The organism is Bradyrhizobium paxllaeri (assembly GCF_001693515.2).
GTDB classification, from domain to species: domain Bacteria; phylum Pseudomonadota; class Alphaproteobacteria; order Rhizobiales; family Xanthobacteraceae; genus Bradyrhizobium; species Bradyrhizobium paxllaeri.
This window is the reverse complement of record NZ_CP042968.1, coordinates 8,226,615-8,252,429: the sequence shown is the minus strand read 5'-3', so window position 1 is coordinate 8,252,429 and position 25,815 is coordinate 8,226,615. Positions and strand designations below refer to the sequence as shown.

The window sequence follows — 25,815 nt, the reverse complement described above, 5'->3', positions numbered from 1 at the left end:
ATTTCAATGATCCGGATCATTCTGTTTCTGTTGTTGATCGCGCTCGGTGCGGCGGGCGCAGCCTGGATTGCCGAGCAGACCGGCGATGTCGCGCTGTCCTGGGGCGGCTATCGCGCCCAGATGACGCTGCCGGTGTTCGTGCTGGCGCTTGGCGTCGTCATCGTCGCGGCGATGATGATTTGGGCGATCCTGCGCGGCCTGTGGCGTACGCCGCAACGTCTCCGCCGCAACCGGCGCGAACGCCGTCAGGCCCGCGGCCGGCATGCGATCACGCAAGGCCTGCTGGCGATCGGCCATGGTGACTCCTCCGCCGCCCGCATCCATGCGGATGCCGCGCGGAAGCATGCGGCGCACGATCCGCTGGCGCTGCTGCTGCATGCGCAATCGGCGCAGCTGGACGGCGACCGCGAGGGCGCGCAGCGTGCCTTCCGCGCCATGGCCGAGCGTGAAGACACGCGGCTATTGGGCCTGCGCGGTCTCTTTATCGAGGCGCAGCGTGCCGACGATCCCGTCGCCGCCGTCATGCTCGCCGAGGAGGCGCTGAAACTGTCGCCGTCGTCGTCATGGGCCTCGCACGCCGTGCTCGGCTTCTGTTGCGCCAAGGGCGACTGGGCTGGTGCGCTGAAGATCCTCGACAACAATCAATCGGCCGGGCTGATCGACAAGGCGACCTATCGAAGGCAGCGCGGCGTGCTGCTGACGGCGCGCGCGCTCGAGCTCGAAAAGGTCGATCGCGATCTGGCGCGCGAGAGCGTGATGGAAGCGGTCAAGCTGGCGCCGACGCTGGTGCCGGCCGCAGTGCTGGCGAGCAAGTTCGAGAGCGAAGCGCACCAGGTGCGGCGCTCGATGCGCCTCGTCGAGGCGGCGTGGCTGGCGCAGCCGCATCCCGATCTCGCCGACGCCTATGCCCATGTGAAGTTAGGTGATTCCGCACGGCAACGGCTGGTGCGCGTCGAGACGCTCGCGGCGAAGGCGCCGGGCCACATCGAGGGCGCGTTGGCGATCGCGCGCGCCGCGATCGACGCCTCGGAATTTGCCAAGGCGCGCGAGGCGCTGGCGCCCTTCGTCGATCAGCCGACGCAGCGTGTCGCACTGCTCATGGCGGAACTCGAGCGCACCGAGCACGGCGATAGTGGCCGTTCGCGGGCGTGGACCTTGCGCGCGGTGCGCGCGCTGCACGATCCGGCCTGGACGGCGGACGGCTATGTCAGCGATCGCTGGCGGCCGGTCTCGCCGGTCACCGGACGGCTCGATGCCTTCCAGTGGCATACACCGGTCGCGGCGCTGCCGTCCGACAAGGGGCCTGCGATCGAGTCCTCGCCGTTCGAGGAAGCCATGCTGGCGACCCCGCGCCGCGCGGTGGTGATTGCGCCGCCGGAGCCCATGAACGAGCCGGTGGCTGAGCCCATCGTTCCCAACAAGCCGGAGCCGGCAGCCGCCCCGGTCGCACCGGAACCATCGGCCGCGCAGGACAATACGCCGCCTGCGCCTGCCGCCGTCGAGCCCGCCCCAGCCGAGGCAAGCCGCCCGGAACCGGCCGCAGAACCAACCCCGGCCCTGGCCCCGCAAAAGCCGGCCGAATCAACCCCGCCGCAGCCGGCCCCCCTGTTCCGCTCGCGCAAGGACATCCCAAAGACCGTCCCGGCGCCGATTCCGGCCGTAATCCCGCTGGTCCGGGCGCCTGACGACCCCGGGGTAGACGAGGAAGGCCCGCCGGACGAATTCGCGGAACAAATCGGAACGCCCAAGGCCCAGGCCGGCGGCTGGCGGGGATTTTTGTCACGCTGGGGCGGCAACTAGGCTCTTAGTTTCTTGTTTTGACGCGTTTTCTTGACGCGAGCCGGTAGCCTCCTCGCTTGAAAACGCTTTGGCCCAGCCTTTTTCTTGCCAACCGGGGCCGTGCCCGATATCAGGTGCGGGCGTTCGCCGCTCACGCGGGAGCGCCGCTTCGGTTCGCCGCAATAGCTCAGTTGGTAGAGCACGTCATTCGTAATGACGGGGTCACAGGTTCGAGTCCTGTTTGCGGCACCACACTTTTTCTAACATCGCATTTGCGCATCACTCAGATGCCGCCTGTCAGCGCTTTCCGGGCCTGCCCGGGCAACGCGAGCGCGCTCGCGCCTGCAATCTCTTATTAACTCGCCCCTTCTAGCTTGCCTGGAACCTCTACCACAGGATTTAGCATGTCGCTCGATGTCGGCCTGAGCCTTGCCGGGGGCAGGGCCGCCCGCCAGGGAAGCTGGACCGTGACTCCCCTACACGCCGTGGTCGCCGTCTTCCTCATGGCGATCATGCTGCGAGGGGTGCTGCCCTTCAACGTCGATGTCAGCTGGTGGCTGATCGTCTGCGAGCGCATGCTCGACGGCCAGCGTCTGTATGTCGACATCCTCGAGACCAATCCGCCCATGGCGGGATCGGTCTACATGCTCGGCGTCGTCCTGGCGCGTGCGATTCACATGCGGCCGGAGGTGGTGACCAACGGCCTGATCTTTCTGTTGATCGCGGCATCGCTGGCGCTGACATGGCGCGCCCTGCGTTTCTCCTCGTTGCGCGAACGGGCAGGCGGCGCGGCTGCCGTGTGGGCGGCTGCACTGCTGACCATCCTGCCGATGTATGATTTCGGACAGCGCGAACACCTGGCGCTGGTGGTGATGCTGCCGGCGCTTGCCGTGTATATCCTGCGCGCCAATCGCGAACCGGTTGCGCCGTCGGCGATCCTGATCGCCGGCCTGTGTGCCGCGACAACCATGAACTTCAAGCCGTATTTTGTCTTCGGGGTCGGCTTTTGCATTCTGACGGCAGCCGCACAAGCGCGAGACTGGCGGGTGCTGTTCGCGCCGGAGAACTGGATCGCCGCAGCTTTGGTCGTGATCCACGCGCTCTGTATCGTCGCGTTCTACCCGGAGTATTTTACGCTCATCTATCCGCTGGTGCGTGACGTCTATCTGCTGCTGAAAGCACCGCTCCTTGCCATCTTGCTGACGTCTGCGACCGTGTTGTGGCTCGTGGCAATCATGGTCGTGCTGGCGATGCAAAGCCGGCGGCGAAAGGTGGACGCGGCAGCTCTCGTGGTGATGGCCGGATCGCTCGGGTTTGCGGTCTCGTTTTTCGTGCAGGGTAAGGGATGGGGCTATCACGCCTATCCCATGGTCGCGCTCGGATTGCTGGCCGCAGGTTGGGCAGTCGCGGCCGGCGGCGATGAACAGGCGGGGTTGCGGCGGCTTCGCGCCGGCGCGATCCTTATCGTCGCGCTCAGCTTCGCGAATGCATGCCTCTGGTTCAACGCGAGCGTCGATATGCGGCGCGTCCAGGAGGAGGTCAGACTGATTGGGCCGCGGCCGAAGATCCTGATGCTGAGTGCGGCAGCTGTGATCGGTCATCCGATGGTGCGCGAGCTCCAGGGGACATGGGTCTCGCGTCAGGAGGCGCTTTGGACGCGGGAAATCGTTCGCCGGGCGCTCAAGGACGGGTCCATCGACCAGGCGACGGCGGACCGTCTCGCGCCCTATGTGGCGCGGGAGCGTGCCGGCCTGATTGAGGATTTCAGGAAGCAGCCGCCGGACGTGGTTGTGATCGACAATCAGGATAGCGACTGGGGCAACTGGGCGGCTGCCGATCCGGAGCTCTCCGCGCTGCTGAAAGCCTATGTCTCCGTAAAGAATATCAACGGAATAGAGATTCTGCGGCGCGCCGATCTGTCCTAATTCAGGCCGCCAGCAGAGCCGCGCTATCCGCGTTTGAGGGCGTTGGCGTGACCTGCCTCACATAACAATCCGGTTGCCACCCGTAGTCTCCCGGTCAACCTCAAGGGGAGATACAAATATGCGTAAATTCATTCTCATTGCAGGATTCGTTTTGACATCCGCCGCCGCGCTGGCTGGCGATCGGAGCTTGTCATTGGGCGGCATCGAGTCGCCGCGCGCTCCGGCGCCTGCGAAGGCCGTCGTCGATGCACCGAAGACCGCTGAAGCCCCGCCGGAGCCGCCGAAATATGTCGAGCGGCCGGCGATCGAGACACCCAGGGCTGAGACACCCAAGGCTGAGACACCGAAGGCTGACGCGAGCAGGGTTGAGACGAGCAGGACCGAGACGGCCAGGCCCAGGGCGGCCAGAGCGTATCGGCCCGCCGCTGCCTCCGCGCATGCCGCGCTCGGCAGGCCCGCATTCCGGAGAACGGCGTCCATGCACAGAAGCGTGAGGCCGCATCGCATACGCTACTCGATCCAGGCGCGCATCGTTCGCGCGCTGCATCAGCACGGCATCTACTGGTAGGCTTATCTGTACATCTGTTCGTCATGCCCGGCCTTGTGCCGGGCATCCACGTCTTGAACGAAGGAAGACGTGGATGGCCGGGACAAGCCCGGCCATGACGGTGTGTGTGGCGCACTTGCAGGCGTCACCAATCCTTACTGCGAAACCGTCTGAACCACGCTGCTGATCGGGCGGCTGGCAACCGCCGGCGTCTTCTGATCCTTCACCAGCATCGCGTCATATTCGGGCAGAGTTTCGAGCTGCTCCTTGGCGCGCATCTGCACAACCTTGTAGCCGCCGGCCTTGAGGCGGCGCAGCAGCGCCGGCAAAGCCTGCGCCGTGCTCTTCTGCAGATCGTGCATCAGGATCACGCCCTTGCCCTGCTTGTCGAGCTTGGTCATGACGTTCTGGATGACCTGGTCGGGACCCGACGATTTGAAGTCGTTGGAATCGACATCGACTGAAAACATCGAGATGTTGCGGGAGGCGAGATAGCCGAGGGCTACTTGCGTGTGCGCGAGCCCAGGGAAGCGGAAGAACGGCGCGGGCGCGGTTCCCAGCGCCATCTTCACGGCGCTAAAGCCTTTCTCGATCTCTTCCCGCATCTGCGCCTCGGTCAGCTTCTTGCTGTCGAGATGGGCGTGCGACCAGGTGTGTGAGCCGATGGTGTGGCCGGCGACCGCGACCTGCTTGAGAATCTCCGGATGATAAGTCGTGTGCTTGCCTACGGGGAAGAACACGGCCTTGGTGCATTCATCCGCGAGCGCCTTCAGCACCGCCGGCGTGGTCGGCCACGGGCCGTCGTCGAAGGTCAGCACCACTTCCTTGTCGGTCAGGAAGTCGAACTGCTTGTATTGCAGGAAGCCGAAACCGGGACCGCCTGTGGTGTCGATCACGACGGTGCGGCTGACGCCGAGCGCGTCGGGGTTGGCGCAGCTCGAGCGCATCGGCTGCGGTGCAGGAAAGGGCGCGGGAGCAGGGGGCGGCATCGGCTTCGAGAGCCCGGCGGTAATCTCGACGTCGTCCCTCGGTGCGGGTCTCGCTGCGGCCGGCGCCAGCAGCGGCTCGGCCATGCGGGCGGCGACGGTTTGAGGGGGAGCCGCGTCGGCGCGCGGCGAGGAGGTCCAGAACCAAACGCCGGTGATCAATACCGCCGTCACTAAACTGGCCAGCATCAGGCCCAACGCATTACGCATCGCTACTCTTTCCAGATACTCGGGATACACACGCAACGGGCCATTAATGCCAACAATGTCTTAACGTCTCGCGAACAGACGCCGGTTAGGCGAAGCAAATGAGGGGTTTATACGCGAGTGACGTCAGTCACAGTCGTAAGCACGGTTCCGGGCGCATGGTGCTGCCATCAACAACGGGGTCCGCCTTGCCGGGCCAACAGGAGCCGACAATGACCGCAGTGTTCTTCAATACCGTTCGCAAGGTCAGTCTAGCGCTGGCTTTGACCGCCTCTTTCGCCACCGCCTCGTCGACCGCGAGCTTCGCCTTCAGCTCCGAAGCGCGGCAGATGTGCACCGGCGACGCGTTCCGCCTCTGCAGCTCGGAAATCCCGAACATTCCGAAGATCACCGCGTGCATGATCAAGCACCGCTCCGAGCTGAGCGCAGGCTGCCGCACCGTGATGGATCGCGATCTCGCCGCCCAGAAGGGTAAGCTCGCCGCGAAGTAATCGGCTCTCTGTCCGGCCCCGGAAACGCTTGCGGCGATGCGACGCAGGCGTTTTTCCCTTTCAGAAACGCGCAGGGTTTGCGCGATTTCGTTCATCACAAATGCGTTGCTGCCCGGATTTCGGCGCTCGATTCCCGTTTTGAGGCGTTTTCCTGACGCTAAACGGTGTTCCCTCCGCTCGAAAACAAGATAGAACGCGCTGATTGCGTTTTACCGGTGCAAAGGCATAGCAAATGATCAAGATTCTTTTCGTCATTCCCCTGGTTCTGATCACGTCAGCCGCTGCGGCCCAGTCCCAGCAGGACCGGCAGAAGGGGCATGACGCCTGCTCGCGCGACGTCTCGCGCTACTGCCGGGCGCACATGCAGTCTGGCGACCAGATCGTGCTGGCCTGCCTGAAGCAGAACCGCGCCAAGATCAGCAAGGGCTGCCAGCAGATGCTGGCGAGCCACGGGCAGTAGGCCGCGGCGGCGGGCAGGGGCGACCTATCCCGCTCCGTTTCCATTGGCGTACAGCGATTGATAGAAATCGTAGATCAGCAGCGCCATCACCACGACGCAGATGATGATCAAGGGTACGGCCTTGATCCACCAGAGCAGGATGCCGAGAAAGGCGCAGACGCCGGCAACGCCGATCAGGCCGGTGATCAAATTCGTCATCTGCCGCTCCGTGTTTTCGCGCGACGCGCATGGGTCTTCGCAGGCGCGGCGCTGCCGCGACCGCGTATTCCGAAAGTTTTGACCAGCCAATTCGCCGTTCGCAAGAGCCGCGCATCGTTGCCGCGGCGCCCGACCAGTTGCACACCGATCGGCAGGCCGTCTTCCGATTGCAGCAGCGGCAATGTCACCGCTGGCGTGCCGAGATAGGTCCACGTCGAGCAGAACACGGGGTTGCCGGTACTGCCGAGGCCGCGCGGCGCCGGGCCCGGCGCGGCCGGGGTCAGAATAGCGTCGTATTCGTCGAACACGCCGTCGAGCGCCGCATTGAGTGTCGCGCTGCCGGCCAGCGCACGCGCGTAGTCGACGGCCAAAATCTTGCGGCCACGCTCGATCAATGCGCGCAGCATCTCGCTCAAGGACGCGCCGCCCTGCTCGAAATCGCGATGCAGGTTGTGCGCCATCTCCACTTCCATGACGGTTCGGTGCATATCGACGGCGCGGTCGAAGCTCTGACCGATCTCGACCTCGGAAACGTGCTCACCCAGAGTTTCGACCAGCTCGGCGAACGCCTCTCTGGTCACTTCCTCGGCATGCTTCCAGGCAGGCGAGCGGACGAATGCGAAGCGCGGCGGCAGTGGCGGTTCGCTTGCCGCTACATCGACAAAAGGAGGACGGGCGAGGGCGCGCGTATCCGGATCCTCTTCGTCGAAGCCCACAAGCGTCTGTGCGAGCAGCGCCGCATCGTCGACCGAGCGCGCAAACACGCCGACATGATCGAGCGCCCGCGATAGCAGCAGCGCGCCGCTTCGCGGAATGAGGCCATGTGTCGGCTTGAAGCCGACCACACCGCAGAAGGCGGCGGGGCGGATCACCGAGCCGTTGGTCTGCGAGCCGATGGCGCCCGGCACCATCGAGGCCGCAACGGCGGCCGCAGAGCCCGAGGATGATCCGCCCGGTGTGTGATCCGGGTTGTGCGGATTTCGAGTCTTGCCCGGGTTGAAGTAGGCGTACTCGGTGGTCACCGTCTTGCCGAGGATCACGGCTCCCGCCGCCCGCAGCCGCGCCACAGCCGCCGCATCGCGGCGCGGCGTGCGTCCGGCCCACAGGCTTGATCCGAACTCGGTCGGCATATCGCCGGTGTCGAAGATGTCCTTGATGCCTACCGGCACGCCATGCAGGGGACCTGTCGGCTCACCCTGCTTGCGCCGGTCGTCGGCGGCCTCGGCCTGCCGCATCGCATGGTCGCGATCGAGGAAGGCCCATGCCTCGATGTCGCGGTCGACGTCGTCGATGCGCTTCAGGCAATCACTGACCAGCTCGACCGAACTGAGCCGGCCGTCGCGAATGCCGGCCGCAGCTTCCGTGAGGCTGAGCGCATTGAGACTCATGCGCATCCTTTCAGCGCTTTGCCGGGCCGGCTCACCGCGATCCGTAGAGATAGCTGGGCAACCACAACGCAAGTTCCGGGAAGATGTAGACCAGTGCCATGGTGAAGAAGACCAGGCCGACGAAAGGAAGCGCACCGGAGAAGATGTCGGTGAGCTTCACCTGCGGCGGCGCCACGCCCTTCAGATAGAAGGCGGCCATCGCGACGGGCGGCGTATTGAACGCGGTTTGCGTGTTCAATGCGACCAGGATGCCGAAGAAGATTGGATCGATGCCGTACTGCGGAAGCAGCGGCAGGAAGATCGGCACGAAGATGATGATGATCTCGGTCCATTCCAGCGGCCAGCCGAGCAGGAAGATGATCACCTGGGTCAACAGCAGGAACTGGATCGGCGAGAGGTTCATCGAGGTGAAGAACTGCTCGACCACCGACTGTCCGCCAAGGACGGCAAACACCGCGGAGAACGTCCACGATCCAATGAAGAGGTAGCAGACCATCGCGGTGGCGCGCACGGTCAGATACACCGATTCGCGCATCATCGTGAAGTTGAGCGAACGATAGGCGGCCGCCAGAACGATGCTCATGAGCGCCCCTACCGCGGCCGCCTCGGACGGCGTAGCCAGCCCGAACAGGATCGCGCCGAGCACCGAAACGATCAGCAGCGCCAACGGCAGGAATGACGTGGCGAGGGCCCAGATGACCGTGGAGAGCGGAACATTGGTCTGCTCGGGCGGCAGCTTTGGCGCGAGCGACGGATTGATGATCGCGCGCGCCATGGCATAGAGGACGTAGAACAGAGCCAGCAGGAATCCCGGAAAAAAGGCGGCCGCATAAAGCTTGACCGCCGAAACGCCGGCGGTGGCCGCATAGACGATCAGCAGAATGCTCGGCGGAATGAGGATGCCGAGGCAGCCGCCGGCGCAAACCACGCCCGCCGACAGCTTGGTGTCGTAACCGGCCCGCAGCATCGCCGGCAAGGCCAGCAGGCCCATCAACGTGACAACCGCGCCGACGATGCCGGTGGCGGTCGCGAACATCGCGCAGGTGATCAGCGTGGCCACCGCCAGCGCGCCCGGCACGTTCTTCATCGACAGTTGCAGCGAGTAAAACAGGCGGTCGAGAATGTTTGCGCGCTCGACCAGATAGCCCATGAACAGGAACAGCGGCACCGCGACCAGCACGTCGCTGGACGTGACCTCGAATGTCTTCTGCACCAGCAGCGTGAAGATACGGTTCTGGAAGAACTCCTGACCGGGAGTGTAGTAGGCATAGAAGCCAAACGACACGCCCATCGCCATAAGTGTAAAGGCGATCGGGAAGCCGAGCATGATGATGAAGATGAACAGGCCCAGCATCAGCATGCCGAGTTGAGGGTCGGTCATGCGCCTGCTCCCTTCTCGGTCGATTCCACCGCAGCCTGCTGCTGTTGGTGTTCACGAATGATAAGGCTCTCGGTTTCCTCCACGTCGTGCAGACGTTGCGGCCATCGCCCGGTTCGGATGCACAGCACGCAGCGAATCACTTCAGCGAGCCCCTGCAGAAACAGAAGAAAGCCTGTGATCGGAATCAGCGCCTTCAGCGGAAACACCGGCACGCCGGCCGGACTGAAGATGCTGACCTCGCGGAAGCGTACCGACATATCGGCATAGTTCCAGCCCGAGTACATCAGTGCCGCGATCGCCGGCAGGAAGAACAAGATGTAGAGGATGAGATCCATCGTCGCCTGGGTACGTGGCGACCAGAGGCGGTAGACCACGTCGGCACGCACATGGCCGTTGCGCGACAGCGTATAGGCACCCGCCATCAGGAACATCGCGCCATAGGTGATGTAGCTGATGTCGAAGGCCCAGGTAGTCGGCGCACGCAGCACGTAGCGTACGAACACCTCGTAGCTGACGCCAAGGGTGAGTACGAGGATCAGCCAGGCGAACGCCTTGCCGACCCAGGTGCTGAGTTCATCGATGAAAAACAGAAATTTCCTCATGCGAGCTTAACTCGCAGCAAGTCGCACATCCGGATGTCCCCCACCAGTTCCTGGCCAGGCGGCGCGTCAACCGCGCCGCCATTTACTCATATCGTGCCGATAAGGCGCCGCGGTCGTCAGACCTTGAGCACACCCGGGAAGTGATGCTCGAAGGCACCACGATAGTCCGTCGCATTGTTCATGTTGTAATAAACCACGCGGCGCACCCATGCCTTCTGCGAGTCCATCACCTTCTTCATGAACGGATCAGACCCGAGCTGGGCGATCAGACCGTCCCACGCCTTGATCTGCGCATCGAACACGGACTTCGGCGTTCGCTGAACGTTGACCTTGTCCTTGTTGATCAGCTCCTGCAGATCCTTGGAGTAATAGTCCATCGCCTTCCACTCGTTGGCGGAGGAAACGGCCTCTGCGGCGTACTGCAGGATCGCCTTCTGCTCGGCCGGCAACGCATTATATTTCGTACGGTTGAACATGATTTCGAAGTATTCCGTCGCCTGATGGTGGCTGCCCATCATGTAGTTCTTGGCGACGTCCTGCGCGCCAAAGCGCCGGTCCGAGGTCGGGTTGTTGAACTCGAATCCGTCGATCACGCCGCGCTCCATGGCCGGTACGATTTCGCCGCCCGGAAGCTGTGCGACAGAGGCGCCCATCGCCTGGAACAGGTCGGCGGCCAGACCCACCGTGCGGTACTTGAGCCCCTTCAGGTCGGCATCGCTGTTGATCGGCTTCTTGAACCAGCCAAGCGGCTGGGTCGGCATCGGCATCGCAAAGAAGCTCTTGATGTTGACCTTCATGATCTGGGTCTGGAGCTCCTCGAACAGCTCCTTGCCGCCGCCGTTGTGAATCCAGCCGAGACCCTCATTGGCGTTGAAGCCGAACACCGGTCCGGTGCCGAACAGCGAGGCCGCCTTGTGCTTGCCGTACCAGTAGACCGTGACCGTGTGGGCCGCGTCGATCTGGCCGCCATGCACGCCGTCAAACACCTGGAATGGATGCACGACAGCGCCCCCGACCAGAAAGTCGATGCGCAGCCGGCCGCCGGCCATGTCGTTGACGCGCTTCACATAGTCTTCGGCCATTTCGTTGAAGACGTCGGCCTTGCCCCACGAACCCTGCATCTTCAGGGTTACCGTCTGGGCCCGGCTGACTTGCGGCATCGCAATCACCGCACCGCCGGCGGCCGCAGCCGTCAGGAAGCGGCGGCGCGTCGTTTTTGTATCGCTACGCTTGCTCATGAGTTCCTCCCGGTTGAAATATTGCCCGCTGTTTGGCGCAGGCTTGTTTGTCTTGACGACAAGTCAAAGGCTTGCGCAGCACTTTGGCAAGTGGGAAGTGTCCTGCGATCCCTGTAATCGCGCAGCGTGGTAAGCAGCGGCGTCGTTTCGCAGACGCGAAACGACCGTCGCTTCGCGCTACGCTGAGCGAAAGCGCATAGAATTCTTACACTTTAGTCGAAAGGAGTAAGTCGTAAAGAAGTCACCGGAGGGGTGTGGCGGGCGTTTCAACGCGGCTGGTTGATTTATTCCCGCGCCACTCTGCGCCCAAAAGCCGCGTCCGCTATCGAGGTGTCAGGTGCTGCTGCCTGCGGCCGTCGCGACCACCGGCAAGACCTCGTTGGCGGCCCGGTCGGGGGTGTCCTCCTTCCAGCGCACCGAGCCGAACGGCCGCTCCAGCATGCGGCGGACGCGGATCGGTTCGGGCCCGAGATGGAAGTCGATCGCGCGCTGGTGCAAGGCGCGCTCGGATTGCGTCGGCCGGTTACGCTGGCGCAGGTAATCGAGCCAGGTCGGGCAGTGGTAGCGCTCGGTCCATAATTCGGGATCGGCGATGTCGCGCGCGATCGACCAGCCATAGGCGCCGTTGCGCTGCCGGCTGAGCTGCACCTCCTGCATCACATTGTGGAAGGCGCGGGCGTTGTCCTGCGCGACACGATATTCGATCTCGACGACCAAGGGCCCGCTGCGCCCCGTCAGCAACAGCCGCACCTCGGGATCGGCCAGCGCCTCGGCGGGCGGCTCATGGCGGGCGCCGACCGGCGGCATGCGCAGCCAGATGCCGAGCAGCGGAGAAAGCAGCATCAATCCGGCGGAGACCAGCAACGCGATCTCGACACCGTAAATATCGGTGAGATGACCCCAGCCCCAGCTTCCGATCGCGATGCCACCGGCAATCGCGGCCTGGAAAGCCGCCAGCGAGCGCCCCGCCACCCAGCGCGGCGCCGAGAGCTGCACGCCGATATTGAACAGCGCAACCGCCAGCATCCACACCGCGCCCGCCAGCACCAGAGCGATCGCCGTCAGGATGGCGCTGCTGCTGAGCGCGACGGCTGCGATCGCGCCGGCCAGCGAGATTGTGCAGGCGCGCACTGCAGCTTCGCCGCTCAATTGCCTCCGGACCGTGCCGATGTTCAGTGCACCGAACACGGCGCCCATTCCGAAGGCGCCGAGCATGACGCCATAGGTCTGTGCGCCGCCATGCAAGAGGTCGCGCGCGATCAGCGGCATCAGCGCCGAGACGGAGCCGCCGATCAGGCCGGTGACGAGCGTGCGGGTCAGCACGATCCTGATCGCCGGCGAGTTGGTGATGTAGCGCACGCCGGAGACCATCGCGCGATTGAGCCGCTCACGCGGTAGCCGTGACGGTTCGTTGACCCGTTTCCAGAGAAACAGCACGATCAATAGCGGCAGATACAGCGCCGCATTGATGGCGAATGCGGCAACCGCGCCCGCGGTTGCGACGATGATGCCGCCGACCGCAGGGCCGAAGCTGCGCGCGATGTTGTAGCTGATACCGTTGAGCGCCACCGCCGCCGGCAAGGTCTCGGGCGGCACCTGCTCGCTGACCGACGACTGCCAGGCCGGTCCCATCAACGCCATGCCGGTGCCGACGACGAAGCAGAACAGCAACAGTATATTCGGCGTGACCATATTGAACCACGCCAGCAAGGTCAGCGCGGTCGCGCCGGTCAGCGCGATCAATAGCGACACCATCGCCACCACGCGGCGGTCGTGCATGTCGGCGATGGCGCCTGCCGGCATCGAGATCAGCATGATCGGCAGCATCAGCGCGGTCTGCACCAGCGCCACCTTGTCGGCGGACGACGTCATCTGCGTCATCGCCCAGGCGGCACCCACGCCCTGGATCAGGATGCCGAGGTTCGACAACAGGCTCGCCAGCCAGATGCGCCGGAACACCGAATGCCGCAGCGGTGCGGTGATGCTGTCGGAGCGCTTTGGCGGTTCGGTCATATCCGGTTCCGGTTGGGCTGCTAAAGGAGGGGCGACGATTCCTGCAGTCCTCACAGATGCCTGCGAAAGCCTTGTCGTGTCCAGTAGTTAGGTCGCTATGAGGATGGCTAGAGCACAGCTAAGGTACCGAAAAATGACGAGAGGAGCCCAAATGAGCCTGACGCGGCGAGCGATGCTCAGGGGCGCCGGCGCGCTACCTTTGCTGGCGGGCAATCTTGCCGGCAATCTCAGCTTTTCCGCGCTGGCGCAGACCACCTCGACGCCACCAGTTGCGGGTGCGGTTCCGCCTGTTCTGTTCGTGCACGGCAATGGCGATCATGCCGCACTCTGGATCACGACGCTGTGGCGGATGGAATCGAATGGCGTGCCGCACGAGCGGATGATGGCGATCAGTTTCACCGATCCGCTGGCGCGCACCGATGACCAGGTGGAGCAACCGAACCGTTCCTCGACTGAAGACCAGCGCCGCGAGCTCGGCGACGCTGTCAAGGAATTCAAGCAGCGCACCGGCGCGTCGCGCATTGCGCTGGTCGGCAATTCGCGCGGCGGCTATTCGATCCGCAATTACATCAGGAATGGCGGTGAGGCCGACATCAGTCACGCCGTGCTGTGCGGCGTTCCCAATCACGGCATCTACCATTGGGATGAGGGATTAGGCGGCGAGTTCAACGGCCGCGGTCCGTTCCTGCGCGGCCTGAACGAAGGCGAGAGCGAGGTCACGCCGGGCACCGCGTTCCTCACCTTGCGCAGCGACGGCAACGATAAATTTGCGCAAGCCGACGGTCGCTTTGTCGGCAAGCCGGGCACGCCGACCGGCGTCTCGTCGGACGGCCCCGCGTTGAAAGGTGCGACCAACCTCGTGCTCGGCGCGCTCGATCATCGCGAGGTCGCGTTTCATCCGCGCGCGTTTCGCGAGATCTATAAATTCATCGCGGGCAGGGAGCCGTCGCATATCGAGATCGTGCCGGAAGCGGAAGTGAGGCTGAGCGGATTGGTGACGGGTACGCCGGGCGGCGTCGTCACCAACCGTCCCGTCTCCGGCGCGACGGTCGAAATCTATCGCGTCTCTCCGGACCGCGGCGAACGGAGCGGCGGTCCGATCCATTCGTCGCAAACCGGCGCCGATGGCCGCTGGGGCCCGGCGCAGGTCGAGCCGACATGGTATCTCGAAATCGTGCTGACATCGGCCGGTTCGCCGACGACGCATATCTACCGCTCGCCGTTTCCGCGCTCTTCCGACGTCGTGAATCTGCGTGCCGCGCGCCCGCTTGGTCCGGCCGATGCCGGCGCGGGCGCCGTGGTGCTGATGTCGCGCCCGCGCGGCTATTTCGGCCTGCCGCGCGACGTGGTGCTGATCGACGGCAAGGAGCCGAAAGATGTGAAATCCGGCGTGCCGACCGATTCGATGACGACGTTGCGGCTTCCGGCCGAGGAGGTTGGCCGCTCCGTGGTAGCGATGTTCAATACAGAACGAATCGTGGCGCGAGCCTGGCCGGCCTCGGAAAACCGGATTGCGATTGCCGAACTGACTTATTAGCTGTTGTTGGATCGGTGCGCCTTTGCGGCACCCGGATCAAAGACTTAAATACGATCGTAGCCCGCATGAGCGCAGCGATATGCGGGGCTTTGGCAGAATCCCGGATATCGCGTCGCTCATCCGGGTTACGGGAGTCGCACCCATGAGCATTGCCGGAGTCTACGACATGCCGGTGGCGCGATCACCGCTGGTGCCACCGAGCCCGCCACGGGCGCCCGACGACATGACGGTGTTCGGGCGGATGAAGGCGATCCGCGAAAGTCCGATCGGCAGTTGGGGCCGGCGGGCCTATGAGGACGATATCGTCCAGGGCCGCTTCTTCGGGCGCAGCACCTTCATTCTCAACATACCGGATGCGATCAAGCATGTGCTGGTCGACAATTACGAAAACTATACGCGCACGCCGGTCGGCATCCGGGTGCTGCGGCCGATTCTCGGCAACGGCCTTCTGATCGCGGAAGGACGGGCGTGGAAACATCAGCGCCGCACGCTGGCGCCGGCGTTCACGCCGCGCGCGGTGACGCCGCTCGTTCCGCACATGCTGGCGGCGACCGACGAGACGGTCGCCAAGCTCCGAGCCGCCAGCAACGCCCCCGTCGATCTGCGCGAGGCAATGCAGCGGATGGCGCTCGAGATTGCCGGGCGCACCATGTTCTCGTTCACCATGGACCGCCACGGCTCCGCCTTGCGCGATTTCGTGATGGAGTATGGCGAGCGGCTGGCGCACCCGCATTTCCTCGATATGCTGTTGCCGCTGAGCTGGCCGAGCCCGCAGGACATTTCGCGCGCCCGCTTCCGCAAGCGCTGGACCGCCTTCGTCGGCATGCTGATGGCCGAGCGCCGCGCCGCCGGCAAGACCGCGGGCGCGCCGGCGCGCGACCTGTTCGACCTGATGGGCGACGCCCGCGATCCGGAGACGGGCGAGGCCTTCACCGACGAACAGCTCGGCGACCAGGTCGCGACCATGATTCTCGCCGGCCACGAGACGACGGCGACGGCATTGTTCTGGGCGCTCTATCTGCTGGCGCTCGATCCCGCCACGCAGGAGCAGGTGACGGCGGAAGTGCAGGACGCAACCGTCAACGGCGCGCTCGATATCGACAGACTGAAATTCACCCGCGTGGTGATGGACGAGACCATGCGGCTCTATCCGCCGGCGTTCCTGATCGCCCGCGCGGCGAGCGGGCCGGACACGATCGCTGGTCTGCCGGTCAAGAAGAACGACGTGATCCTGATCGCGCCGTGGCTGCTGCACCGGCATGAAAAATTGTGGCGCGATCCGAACGCCTTCATCCCACAGCGTTTCATGACCGGGACGCCGCCCGACCGCTTCGCCTATCTGCCGTTCGGCGTCGGCGCCCGCGTCTGCATCGGCGCGCATTTCGCGCTGGTCGAAGCCACGCTGGCACTGGCGAAGATGATAGGTGCGTTTCGCGTCATGCTCGTCGACAAGGAGCCGGTGATGCCGATCGGCGTGGTGACGACACAGCCCAGCCGTTCGCCGATGTTTGCCATCACGCCCCGGTAGTATTTTTTTGATCGGGCGGATTGCCGGTTCGCGCCGGGAAAACGCGTCTGAAAGAACGGAGCACCTTGCGGAGTTGGTCCCGTAGCGTCATCTAGTTCTACAGCATCATAACCGCTCAACCTCCTCATCCTGAGGAGCGCGCGAGACGCGCTTCGCGCTCCTCACCATGAAGGGCTTGTGACAGAGTAGGACTAGGTTGTCAGCATGAGCGATACCCAGGCCCAGTTCTCAGTCCTGAAGCAGACCGCGGATCCCGCGGTCGTCGACGCCATCTCGCAACTGATCGCCAAGGGCGAGGATCGCGATCTCAACCGGATCAACCTGCTGGATTTTTCCGCGCGCTACGGGCTCGACGAGGAAAAGGTCATTTCGGCCTTCCTGCATTCGGCGCGGCTCGGGCTGTTCGATCTCACCTGGAATGTGTTGTGTCCCGGCTGCGGCGGCGTGCTCGGTGCGCACAACACGCTGAAATCGCTGCGCCACGACGACTATAATTGCGCGCTGTGCGCGCAAGGCTATGAGGCTTCCGTCGACGACCGCGTCGAGGTCGCGTTCACGGTCAGCCCGCGCGTCCGGCGGATCGCCGCGCACGATCCCAACACGTTGCCGATCTGGGAATATAACCGCCAGATGTTCTGGAGCTCAGGCATGGACCTGAGCGAAGAATCGATCAATCGGCTGATCGACGAGGTCTCGCTCGAAGCCATCGAACTGCCGGCGGGCGAAAAGGCCGTGCTGTCGCTGCAACTGCCCAATCAGTTCGTGATCGTGTTCGAGCCGGTGACGCATTCGGCGCACTTCTTCGATGTCCAGGGCGAGCCGACCCGCGAGCGGCAGCTGTTTTCGATCGTCTTCAACAAGCTGCATGCCCCGACGGGCTCCACGGTGATGCGCCCGGGACCGCTGCGCCTGTCGCTCGAAAACCAGACTGATACACGGGTGCTGCCCGCGGTCTGGATCGCCAACGATACGCTTCATGAGCTGCTCGGCAAGCGCAAGCCGATCCTGACCGCCAAGCGGATGCTGTCGAACCAGACCTTTCGCGACGTGTTCAAGGCGGACAATCTCAACGTCGATCAGCGCTTGAAGATCACCTCGCTGACATTCCTGTTCACGGACCTCAAGGGCTCCACCGCGCTCTATGAGCGGGTCGGCGATCTCGCCGCCTTCGACCTTGTGCGGGCGCATTTCCATGCACTGCTCGAAATCATCGCTTCCGAGAAGGGTGCGGTCGTGAAGACGATCGGCGATGCCGTGATGGCGACCTTCATCAGGCCGGAACATGCGATCGTCGCGGGTCTGCGCATGCGCGCGGCGATGGCGGCGCTGAATGCCGAGCGCGGCCGCGAGGATTTGATCGTCAAGATCGGCATCCACGAGGGGCCGTGCTTGGCGGTGATGCTGAACGAGCGGCAGGATTATTTCGGCCAGACCGTCAACATCGCGTCGCGCGTGCAGAGCCTGTCGACCTCGCAGGAGATCCACATTACGGGTCCGGTGATCGAATCGCCGGCGGTCGCCACCATCCTTCAGAAAGAGGCGATCAGGCCGATCCAGAAAGAAGCCGCGCTGCGCGGCATCGCCGACAAGATGGTGGTGTACGAGATTCCGTGACAAGGTTAGAGAGCGAGCCAGCAAACCGAACTCGTCATGCCCGGCCTTGTGCCGGGCATCACGTCTTTGCGGCATCGAAAGCAAGGAAGACGTGGACGGCCGGGACGAGCCCGGCCATGACGGAGGATGGACTGCTGCCTAAAATGCTTTGTGCGCACTACTCGATCACGATCTCGCCGACCATGCCGAGCTCGGCGTGGGTCTTGCCGTCGCTGCTCTTGATGTCGCAGCGCAGATCGTTGACGCGGCCGGCCGCGACTGGCACCAGCCACCATTCGGCAGATTGTCCCGGATAGACCTCGACCTCGCGGATCGGGCCCTTGAACTCGGCAAGGGTGACCGTCTTGCCGTTCTGCTGCTGCGTCACCTGGACCTTGCGGGTGAATACCATCTGCGAGAACGCGTGCGAGGTGAAGTAATGCGGGTCGTTGCTCGCGTTGCGCAGGATCAGCTTGTAGAGCTTGCCCGTTTCCAGCTTGAGCTGCTTCGGCGCGAATTCGTGTTTGCCGGGCGAGCCGAGATCGACCGTCACCTCGATCGGCGTCTGCCGCGACAGGTCACCTGCCGCAAGCGCGGCTCCGGAAGCAATTCCAAGCACAACGGCCGCGCCAAGCGCGAAGCGGAAGATGGTCATGCACGTTCCCCCGAAATCTCTTGTTGAAACAACGAGTTCATTCTTAATGCAAATGCGAATGACTTGCAATTAGATATTGCCCTGCTTCCTGCGGCGAATCGCGCAACCGGCCGCCTTCTTTCCGAATGCGGCAAGGTTGCGCGCGTTGAACCGGCGCTTGCCCGCCTCGACTCAACAGGATGCGCGGTTCGCTGAGCGGGCCATGGGTGCTGCCCAGGTTTCGCGCAGAAGTTTTCCGCTACCTTCAACGTGACGCCGATTTAATCTGCTTACGTTATCCGTCACGCATCGCGCGGATTGCGAAGGCCAAAGCTTCAACCCATATTCGTTCAACGGCTTCTTCGAATTTTGCAAGGTAGTGTGATGCTCGACGGACTGCGCCAGTTCATTGCCGATATCGTTGCCCCCAGCGCGGATTCGGATCTCGCGTTCGACGACACCGGCTATCTGCTCGCTGCGACCGCGCTGCTGGTTCACGTCGTCTCACTCGACGGCGATCCGAGCGCGGCCGAGAAGCGCAAATTGCACTCTCTGATCGAGAGTCGCTTCAAGCTCGATCCAGGCAAGGCGGATCATCTGATCGCATCGGCAACGCGGGCCGAAGGCGAGGCAGTGGATCTCTATCGTTTCACCAGCGTCATCATGCGCTCGGTCAACGAAGAGGGCCGGCTTCGCATCATCGAGATGATGTGGGAACTGGTATACGCCGACGGCCAGGTCAGCGAATTCGAGGACAACGTCGTCTGGCGCGCGGCCGATCTGCTCGGTATTTCATCACGCGACCGGATCGATCTGAAGCACAAGGTGGCAGAGCAGCGGCAGGCAGGCTTGTCCGACAGCGTTTCGAAAACGGCTGACGCCGCGACGTGACGGCGACGGGCGCCATCGCGCGCTCCCCTCAGATGACGAAACTTTAATGTGCCCTGCGGTCAGCCGCGAAGATCTGCGATGCGTCTGAAACTATTCAGGTTCAATTGCCGGAGCACGTAGCCGCGCATGGGTATATGCCATGCACGTGGCTTGCGTCACACCTCGCGCCTATGCTCTCGTTCCATCGCTATCACTACCACCTGCAATTGATTTCAAGAGCATTCGATCGTGACCGAGCGTGTGACGCTGATTACCGGTGCATCGGCCGGAATAGGCACCGAACTGGCGCGCGTCTTTGCATCCCATGGCCATCGTCTGGCGCTGGTGGCACGGCGCGCCGATCGCCTGACGGCGCTGGCTGCTGAGATCACGGCGGCGGGCGGCAAGGCTCCGATCGTCATTCCCTGTGATCTCGTGCAGTCTGACTGCGGCGACAAGATTGCCGAGGCGCTGGCGGCTTCCGGTGTGGAGGTCGAATACGTTGTCAACAATGCGGGTTTCGGACTGTTCGGCAAGGCGGTGCAGCGCGACCGCGCCGAGCAGCTCGACATGATCGCCGTCAACATCCGCGCGCTGACCGATCTGTCGCTGCGGTTTTCGGACCAGTTGATCCGCAATCGCGGCGGCCTGCTCAATGTCGGCTCGATCGCCGGCTTTCTGCCGGGGCCTGGGATGGCGATCTACTACGCCACCAAGGCCTATGTGCTGTCATTTACGGAGGCGATGCGCGCTGAGTTGGCGCCGCATGGCGTGCGTGTGACGGTGCTGTGTCCCGGTCCCGTGCCGTCGGAATTCCAGGCGCGCGCCGGATTCCGGCCTGGATTCGATACGGCGCTGCTCAAGGTCTTGCCTGCCGATGTGGCGCAGCAGGCCTATCGCGGATTTATGGCTAACAAACGTGCAGTGATGCCCGGTCTCGGCATCAAGATCGTGCCATTTCTGCTCAGACTTTTCCCGCGCGCCTTTATCCTTGGGGCAGTCGGCCGTTTCCAGCTTCGCCAGCGCTAAGGAAATCCCGGGTTTTTCCGGTGTCCCGGCCTGTTCGCTCCGCGATCGGGCGCCTGAGCGCGTCTGGCCCGCGGTTTGCTTACATTTTTGCTGTGTGCGTGAACTCACGCGAAATTAAGACTCACTTAGGTATGGTTTCGATTCGAGGCACCTGAGCAACGGCGATGTCGTTCCGGTCGTACAGTAGTCACCAAAACGTGCTGCCCTTTCCGGGCCGACGCGCGTTGGGTGCGCCTGACGCCGCGCCGCTCAAGCCGATCCTGATCGTCCTGCACCAGGAGACCTCGACGCCGGGCCGTGTCGGCAACGCCCTGCGCGCCCTCGGCTACCCCCTCGACATCCGGCGCCCGCGGTTCGGCGATCCCTTGCCGGAAACGCTGGCGCTGCATGCCGGCGCCGTCATCTTCGGCGGTCCGATGAGCGCCAACGATTCCGACGACTATGTCCGCCGCGAAATCGACTGGATCGAAATTCCCCTGCGCGAACAGCGGCCGTTTCTCGGCATCTGCCTGGGCGCGCAGATGCTTGCCAAACAATTGGGCGCGCCCGTCGCGCCACATCACGAGGGGCGGGTCGAGGTCGGCTACTATCCGATCCGCCCCACCGAGGCCGGACATGCGCTCTGCCCCGACTGGCCGGCGCTCGTCTATCATTGGCACGGCGAAGGATTTCAGTTGCCTGATGGCACTGAGCTGCTTGCCGAAGGCGACGACTTTCCGGTGCAGGCCTTTCAGCACGGTCATGCATTCGGCCTGCAGTTTCATCCCGACGTCACCTACGCGATGATGCATCGCTGGACCACGCGCGGCTGCGTGCGCATGGATTCGCCGGGCGCGCAACCGCGTCACCTTCACTTCGAGAGCCGCGCGGTGCACGACGTGGCCGAACGCGCGTGGTTGAAGAATTTCATCGCGGGATGGATCGCGCGCGTGCCGCAAGCTGTCATGCTGGAAGCTGCCGAATAGCCGCCACGCGGAATTTTCCCCGCGCGTTTCGGACGTCTTTCAAAAACCCCTGATGTGATAATGTTGCCGCGGCCAAAGAGCTCGCGCGTCAAACGCCAATAAGAAATCAACAGGGAGATCGCCGTGACCTATCAGCACATTCTCTACGAGGTGAGCGACAAGATCGCGACCATCACGCTCAACCGGCCCGACCGGATGAATGCATGGACCGCGACCATGGAGCGCGACGTCCGCCACGCGATGGAGGCGGCGGCCGGCGACGACAATGTCCGCGTCATCATCCTCACCGGCGCCGGCCGCGCCTTCTGCGCAGGCGCAGACATGGAGGCCTTGAAGGCCATCGATCCCAGCGAAATCAGGCGCGGCGAGAATACGCCGTCCTTCGACATGAATCGCCGGGCGGACTGGCAGACGCGCTACGCCTATTATCCGGCGATCCCCAAACCCGTGATCGGCATGCTCAACGGCGCCACCGCCGGCATCGGCCTCGTCCATGCGCTCTATTGCGACCTGCGCTTTGCCGCCGACAACACCGTCTTCACCACCTCGTTCGCGCGCCGCGGGCTGATCGCCGAGCATGGCATCAGCTGGATGCTTCCGCGCATCGTCGGCCACGCCAATGCGCTCGATCTGTTGATGTCCGCGCGGCGGGTGGGAAGCGAGGAAGCGCTGCGGATCGGGCTGGTCAACCGGCTCTATCCGCCGGAGCAGTTGCGCGAGCAGACTTATGCATATGCGCGCGATCTCGCCGATTTCGTCTCGCCCAGCGCCATTTCGGTGATCAAGCGCCAGCTCTACGACGTGCCGTTCCAGACGCTGGCGGAAGCCACCATCGACGCCAACCGCGAAATGCAGATCGCGCTGAAGGGGAGTGATTTTCGGGAGGGGGTGGCGAGCTTCGTGGAGAAGCGGCCGCCAAGGTTTACGGGGAAGTGAGGGGCTGTGGGGGCTTGCCTAGGCCCGTCTTCGCCCTTCGGGCTACGCCGAGGCAGCCTTCGCTACGAGAGGGCTTGCCGAGCCGAAGCAGGCGCAGCCCGCGAAGGCTGGTGGAGCCAGGCGGGATCGAACCGCCGACCTCGTCATTGCGAACGACGCGCTCTCCCAGCTGAGCTATGGCCCCGTCGCGACTGCCTCAAGGTGACCCGAAGCAGCCGACAATCGGCGTCATTTACAGTCCGGCCCAAGGCCAAGTCAAGAACGGTGCAAGAAACTTGAAATGGCCGATTTTGGCGTCTTTTTGCCGGGAACTTCCCTTGTTTGCGGGGGTATGAACCGATATCTAGCTGAATATCCCTCCTCGCGAGCCCCCTCCACATGCGCGCTATCCTGGAAGTCATCCTTATTGTCTTGGATCTCTACATCTGGCTGCTGATCGCCTCGGCTATCCTGTCGTGGTTGATCGCTTTCAATGTCGTCAACACCCGCAACCAGTTCGTGGCGGCGGTGGCCGAGTTCCTGTACCGGATCACCGAGCCGGCGCTGGCGCCGATCCGCAGGTTCATGCCCAATCTGGGTGGACTCGACATCTCGCCGATCATCCTGATCCTGCTCATCATCCTCGTTCAGAAGCTGCTCGCCTACAACGTGATGCCCTTGGTCGTTTAGCGCGCTGATGGATCCCTGGCGCTATTCCAGTGAGGGCATCAGCATCGCGCTGCGGGTGACGCCGCGCGGCGGCCGTGACGATATCGACGGCATCGAGACGCTTGCCAACGGACGCAGCGTGGTCAAGGTGCGCGTCCGCGCCATTGCCGAGGGTGGCGAGGCCAACCGGGCGGTAACCGAATTGCTGGCCAAGGCGCTGGGGGTGCCGAAGGCGAGAGTGAAGATTCTGTCAGGCGTCACCTCGCGCCTCAAGCAGGTCGCCGTCGACGGCGATCCCAAAATGCTCGGCGAAACGCTCCGAAAAGCGGCAGGCGAAAAATCGAAGACGAAGGATTGAGATGACGGCACGCATTATCGACGGAAAGGTCATTGCTGCGGAGCTTCGCGCCCGCGTCGCGGAAGAGGTCGCGCGGGTCAAGCGCGAGCATCGGCTGACGCCGGGCCTTGCGGTGGTGCTGGTCGGCAATGATCCCGCCAGCGAAGTCTATGTCCGCAGCAAGCATACGCAGACCCAGGCCGCCGGCATGGCCTCGTTCGAGCACAAGCTGCCCGCCGATGTCGCGCAGGCCGATCTGCTCGCGCTGATCGCAAAGCTCAACCGCGATCCCGCCGTGCACGGCATTCTCGTGCAATTGCCGCTGCCGAAATCGATCCATACCGAAACCGTCATCAACGCGATCGATCCGGCCAAGGATGTCGATGGCCTACATCCGAACAATGCGGGACGGCTGGCCGGCGGCTTTGCCGCGCTGTCGCCCTGCACGCCGCTGGGCTGCATCATTTTGACCAAGAGCGTGCATGCCTCGCTGGAAGGCATGAACGCGATCGTCATCGGCCGCTCCAACCTGGTCGGCCGCCCGCTGGTGCAATTGCTGCTGAATGAAAATGCGACGGTGACGATCGCGCATTCGCGCTCCAAGGATTTGCCGCAACTCTGCGCCCGCGCCGATCTGGTCTATGCCGCCGTCGGCAAGCCGGAGATGGTGAAAGCGAACTGGATCAAGCCCGGCGCCACCGTGATCGATGTCGGCATCAACCGCACGCCGCTGCCCGACGGCAAGACCCGCCTCGTCGGCGACGTCGCGTTCAAGGAAGTCGCCGAGGTGGCAGGCGCGATCACGCCAGTGCCGGGCGGCGTCGGACAGATGACGGTGGCCTGCCTCCTGGTCAACACGCTGCGCGCAGCGTGTGCGATTAGCGGGTTACCGAAGCCGGCGGTGTAGGTTGCGGTCATTCCGGGGCTATGCGAAGCATCGAACTATGGGGCGCCCCTCGCGCCCCTGAGAATCTCGAGATTCCGGGTCTGGTCCTTCGGACCATCCCGGAATGACGACTAAGTCCTCAGCCCGCCGCGTTCTCGATCAGTCGCCGGTAGAACCGGATCATATCGGCATAACCCTCGATCGAGAGGCGTTCGTTGGTGCCGTGGAAGCGCTTCAGATCATCCGAGTTTGCGCGCACCGGCGAGAAGCGGAAGATCTTGTCGGTAATTCCTGCGTAGTGGCGCGAGTCGGTGGCAGCGACCATCAGGCCGGGCGCGACGATCACGTCTGGATAGACTTCCCGGATGGTGCGGTTGAGCATCTGGAACGACGGGCTTGCCGTCGGTGTCACCGGCGGCGGGTCGGTGTTGCCGGGAAACGGTTTGATGGAAATCCGATCGTTGGCGATCGTGCGGCGGACATGCTCGGTCACGCTCCCTTGCGTGTCGCCGGGGATCAGGCGGAAATTGACGGTGGCCTCGGCGTTGCCGGGCAGCACGTTGTCCTTGTCGCCGGCGTTGAAGATCGTCAGCGCGGTGGTGGTGCGCACGGTCGCCTCGGTCGGCCCGCTCTTTTCGAATTCGCGCAACAGCAGCGGCTTGAACAGCCAGAGGTTCGACAGCACCACGCGGTTGAAACCGGACATCTCGGGCGCCAGCGTGTCGAACATTTCCGCGACCGTGCCGCGGATCTGCATCGGCAGGCGGTGGTCTTCGAGCCGCGCCAGCGCCGCGCTCATCATGCCGATTGCGGTATCGCGTGGCGGCATCGACGAATGACCGGGTGTCGCCTGCGCGTTCAGCACCAGCGTGACATAGCCTTTTTCCGCAACACCGATCAGTGCGGCCGGCTTGTCGAGCCCCTTCATGATGCCTTCGGTGATCAGGAGGCCCTCGTCGATCACGAAATCGAGGCGGACGCCGCGCGAGGCAAGCAATGCCGCGATCGGTTTGGCGCCCGCCGTGCCCGCCGTCTCCTCGTCATGGCCGAAAGCAAAATAGATCGTTCGCTTGGGTCGGAAGCCGGCCTTGGCCATGGCTTCGGCGGCTTCCAGCATGGAATAGAGGTTGCCCTTGTCGTCCCAGGAGCCGCGGCCCCAGATGAAGCCGTCAGCGATCACGCCGTCAAAGGGCGGCTGCTGCCAGTCCTTCTCGGTGCCCGGCGCAATCGGGACGACGTCCTGATGGGCGAGGAAGGCGATCGGCCGCGCCTTCGGATCCGAGCCTTCCCACGTGTAGAGCAGGCTGAAATTGCCGACGAGTTCGCGCCTGGCCGCGGCATGAAAGGCCGGAAAGCTCTTTTCGATATGCGCGTGCATGTCGCGCAGCGCGTCGGCGTGCTGGTCGGGTTGTTCGTAGCTGGAAATGGTGCGGAAGCGGATGGCTTCAGCAAGACGCGCCGCTACGGCCTGTGCATCGACGGGCGCGCGCGGCACGGAAGCGACCTGAAGCTGGCGCGAGCCGTGGGTGAAGGTGTTGAATGCGAGAACGCCGGCGAGGATCAGGACCGCTGCGACCACGAGCAGCAGGATGTTGCGGATCAGCCGGCGCATGATAGCCCCACCATCTCGTCATGCC

24 protein-coding genes and 2 tRNA genes are annotated in these 25,815 nt (G+C 63.7%); 16 read left to right on the top strand and 10 right to left on the bottom strand.

What is annotated here, in order from left to right; all coding sequences use genetic code 11:
* Positions 1-6: 6 nt before the first annotated feature.
* From LMTR21_RS39385 to LMTR21_RS39370, 4 genes are all read left to right on the top strand, one after another.
* Entirely contained in the window at positions 7-1,800 is a 1,794-nt protein-coding gene (locus LMTR21_RS39385) for a heme biosynthesis protein HemY (protein WP_065753922.1), read from the top strand.
* A 155-nt stretch (positions 1,801-1,955) separates the two neighbouring features.
* Positions 1,956-2,031 (top strand) — tRNA-Thr (locus tag LMTR21_RS39380).
* 152 nt (positions 2,032-2,183) lie between these two features.
* The gene (locus LMTR21_RS39375) at positions 2,184-3,704 is read left to right on the top strand and encodes a hypothetical protein (RefSeq protein ID WP_065753921.1); all 1,521 of its coding nucleotides are present in this window, start codon (positions 2,184-2,186) and stop codon (positions 3,702-3,704) included.
* Positions 3,705-3,822: 118 nt separating this feature from the next.
* Positions 3,823-4,272, top strand: a complete 450-nt coding sequence (locus LMTR21_RS39370; protein ID WP_065753920.1) for a superantigen-like protein SSL4 — start codon at positions 3,823-3,825, stop codon at positions 4,270-4,272.
* Between the two features lie 134 nt (positions 4,273-4,406).
* Here the strand turns inward: LMTR21_RS39370 and LMTR21_RS39365 are convergent, their stop codons facing one another.
* Positions 4,407-5,447: a polysaccharide deacetylase family protein gene (locus LMTR21_RS39365; RefSeq protein WP_065753919.1), complete on the bottom strand. Its 1,041-nt coding sequence runs from the start codon at positions 5,445-5,447 to the stop codon at positions 4,407-4,409.
* Between the two features lie 209 nt (positions 5,448-5,656).
* Here LMTR21_RS39365 and LMTR21_RS39360 point away from each other — a divergent pair, with 209 nt between their 5' ends.
* Positions 5,657-5,935, top strand: a complete 279-nt coding sequence (locus LMTR21_RS39360) for a hypothetical protein (protein ID WP_065753918.1) — start codon at positions 5,657-5,659, stop codon at positions 5,933-5,935.
* A 232-nt stretch (positions 5,936-6,167) separates the two neighbouring features.
* On the top strand, positions 6,168-6,395 hold the full coding sequence (locus LMTR21_RS39355; protein ID WP_065753917.1) for a hypothetical protein: 228 nt from the start codon (positions 6,168-6,170) through the stop codon (positions 6,393-6,395).
* Between the two features lie 24 nt (positions 6,396-6,419).
* On the opposite strand, the gene LMTR21_RS40495 is transcribed toward LMTR21_RS39355, so the two are convergent.
* The 6 genes from LMTR21_RS40495 to LMTR21_RS39330 form a co-directional block, all read right to left on the bottom strand.
* Positions 6,420-6,593: a hypothetical protein gene (locus LMTR21_RS40495; protein WP_187399286.1), complete on the bottom strand. Its 174-nt coding sequence runs from the start codon at positions 6,591-6,593 to the stop codon at positions 6,420-6,422.
* The gene (locus LMTR21_RS39350; protein WP_065753916.1) at positions 6,590-7,981 is read right to left on the bottom strand and encodes an amidase; all 1,392 of its coding nucleotides are present in this window, start codon (positions 7,979-7,981) and stop codon (positions 6,590-6,592) included. The genes LMTR21_RS40495 and LMTR21_RS39350 overlap by 4 nt, the downstream gene beginning before the upstream one ends.
* Positions 7,982-8,012: 31 nt before the next feature.
* Entirely contained in the window at positions 8,013-9,362 is a 1,350-nt protein-coding gene (locus LMTR21_RS39345; protein WP_065753915.1) for a TRAP transporter large permease, read from the bottom strand.
* Complete coding sequence (locus LMTR21_RS39340; RefSeq protein ID WP_065753914.1) at positions 9,359-9,964, bottom strand: TRAP transporter small permease subunit; 606 nt, start codon at positions 9,962-9,964, stop codon at positions 9,359-9,361. The genes LMTR21_RS39345 and LMTR21_RS39340 overlap by 4 nt, the downstream gene beginning before the upstream one ends.
* Positions 9,965-10,080: 116 nt before the next feature.
* Entirely contained in the window at positions 10,081-11,202 is a 1,122-nt protein-coding gene (locus LMTR21_RS39335; RefSeq protein ID WP_065753913.1) for a TRAP transporter substrate-binding protein, read from the bottom strand.
* A 333-nt stretch (positions 11,203-11,535) separates the two neighbouring features.
* Positions 11,536-13,215: an MFS transporter gene (locus tag LMTR21_RS39330; protein ID WP_065753912.1), complete on the bottom strand. Its 1,680-nt coding sequence runs from the start codon at positions 13,213-13,215 to the stop codon at positions 11,536-11,538.
* Between the two features lie 151 nt (positions 13,216-13,366).
* Here LMTR21_RS39330 and LMTR21_RS39325 point away from each other — a divergent pair, with 151 nt between their 5' ends.
* The 3 genes from LMTR21_RS39325 to LMTR21_RS39315 all read left to right on the top strand — a co-directional run bounded on the left by LMTR21_RS39325 (position 13,367) and on the right by LMTR21_RS39315 (position 17,894).
* A complete protein-coding gene (locus tag LMTR21_RS39325) occupies positions 13,367-14,752 on the top strand; it encodes a hydrolase (protein WP_065753911.1) in 1,386 nt (461 codons plus the stop codon).
* Positions 14,753-14,894: 142 nt separating this feature from the next.
* On the top strand, positions 14,895-16,280 hold the full coding sequence (locus LMTR21_RS39320) for a cytochrome P450 (protein ID WP_065753910.1): 1,386 nt from the start codon (positions 14,895-14,897) through the stop codon (positions 16,278-16,280).
* A gap of 204 nt (positions 16,281-16,484) precedes the next feature.
* Positions 16,485-17,894, top strand: a complete 1,410-nt coding sequence (locus LMTR21_RS39315; RefSeq protein ID WP_065753909.1) for an adenylate/guanylate cyclase domain-containing protein — start codon at positions 16,485-16,487, stop codon at positions 17,892-17,894.
* 157 nt (positions 17,895-18,051) lie between these two features.
* Here the strand turns inward: LMTR21_RS39315 and LMTR21_RS39310 are convergent, their stop codons facing one another.
* Positions 18,052-18,528 (bottom strand): cupredoxin domain-containing protein, encoded by a 477-nt coding sequence (locus LMTR21_RS39310; protein ID WP_065753908.1) that lies wholly within the window; start codon positions 18,526-18,528, stop codon positions 18,052-18,054.
* Positions 18,529-18,891: 363 nt separating this feature from the next.
* On the opposite strand from LMTR21_RS39310, the gene LMTR21_RS39305 reads away from it, so the two are divergent.
* The 4 genes from LMTR21_RS39305 (at position 18,892) to LMTR21_RS39290 (ending at position 22,307) form a co-directional block, all read left to right on the top strand.
* Complete coding sequence (locus LMTR21_RS39305) at positions 18,892-19,398, top strand: tellurite resistance TerB family protein (protein ID WP_065753907.1); 507 nt, start codon at positions 18,892-18,894, stop codon at positions 19,396-19,398.
* Positions 19,399-19,626: 228 nt separating this feature from the next.
* The gene (locus LMTR21_RS39300) at positions 19,627-20,406 is read left to right on the top strand and encodes an SDR family NAD(P)-dependent oxidoreductase (protein WP_065753906.1); all 780 of its coding nucleotides are present in this window, start codon (positions 19,627-19,629) and stop codon (positions 20,404-20,406) included.
* Positions 20,407-20,570: 164 nt separating this feature from the next.
* Positions 20,571-21,371, top strand: coding sequence for a glutamine amidotransferase (locus tag LMTR21_RS39295; RefSeq protein ID WP_065753905.1), 801 nt, complete (start codon positions 20,571-20,573; stop codon positions 21,369-21,371).
* 123 nt (positions 21,372-21,494) lie between these two features.
* The gene (locus LMTR21_RS39290; RefSeq protein WP_065753904.1) at positions 21,495-22,307 is read left to right on the top strand and encodes an enoyl-CoA hydratase; all 813 of its coding nucleotides are present in this window, start codon (positions 21,495-21,497) and stop codon (positions 22,305-22,307) included.
* Between the two features lie 108 nt (positions 22,308-22,415).
* Here the strand turns inward: LMTR21_RS39290 and LMTR21_RS39285 are convergent.
* Positions 22,416-22,491: transfer RNA gene (locus LMTR21_RS39285), tRNA-Ala, on the bottom strand.
* Positions 22,492-22,685: 194 nt separating this feature from the next.
* Between LMTR21_RS39285 and LMTR21_RS39280 the strand changes: the two genes are divergently transcribed.
* From LMTR21_RS39280 to folD, 3 genes are read left to right on the top strand one after another with little or no spacing between them, the layout of a single operon-like run.
* Positions 22,686-22,976, top strand: coding sequence for a YggT family protein (locus LMTR21_RS39280; protein WP_057834887.1), 291 nt, complete (start codon positions 22,686-22,688; stop codon positions 22,974-22,976).
* Positions 22,977-22,983: 7 nt separating this feature from the next.
* Positions 22,984-23,313 (top strand): DUF167 domain-containing protein, encoded by a 330-nt coding sequence (locus LMTR21_RS39275; protein ID WP_065753903.1) that lies wholly within the window; start codon positions 22,984-22,986, stop codon positions 23,311-23,313.
* A gap of 1 nt (position 23,314) precedes the next feature.
* Positions 23,315-24,199 carry a bifunctional methylenetetrahydrofolate dehydrogenase/methenyltetrahydrofolate cyclohydrolase FolD gene (gene folD / locus LMTR21_RS39270; protein WP_065753902.1) on the top strand — a complete coding sequence of 295 codons (885 nt, stop codon included), beginning with the start codon at positions 23,315-23,317 and terminating at the stop codon, positions 24,197-24,199.
* Between the two features lie 118 nt (positions 24,200-24,317).
* Here folD and LMTR21_RS39265 read toward each other — a convergent pair whose 3' ends face one another.
* Positions 24,318-25,790: a M20 family peptidase gene (locus tag LMTR21_RS39265; RefSeq protein WP_148636054.1), complete on the bottom strand. Its 1,473-nt coding sequence runs from the start codon at positions 25,788-25,790 to the stop codon at positions 24,318-24,320.
* Positions 25,791-25,815: the final 25 nt, after the last annotated feature.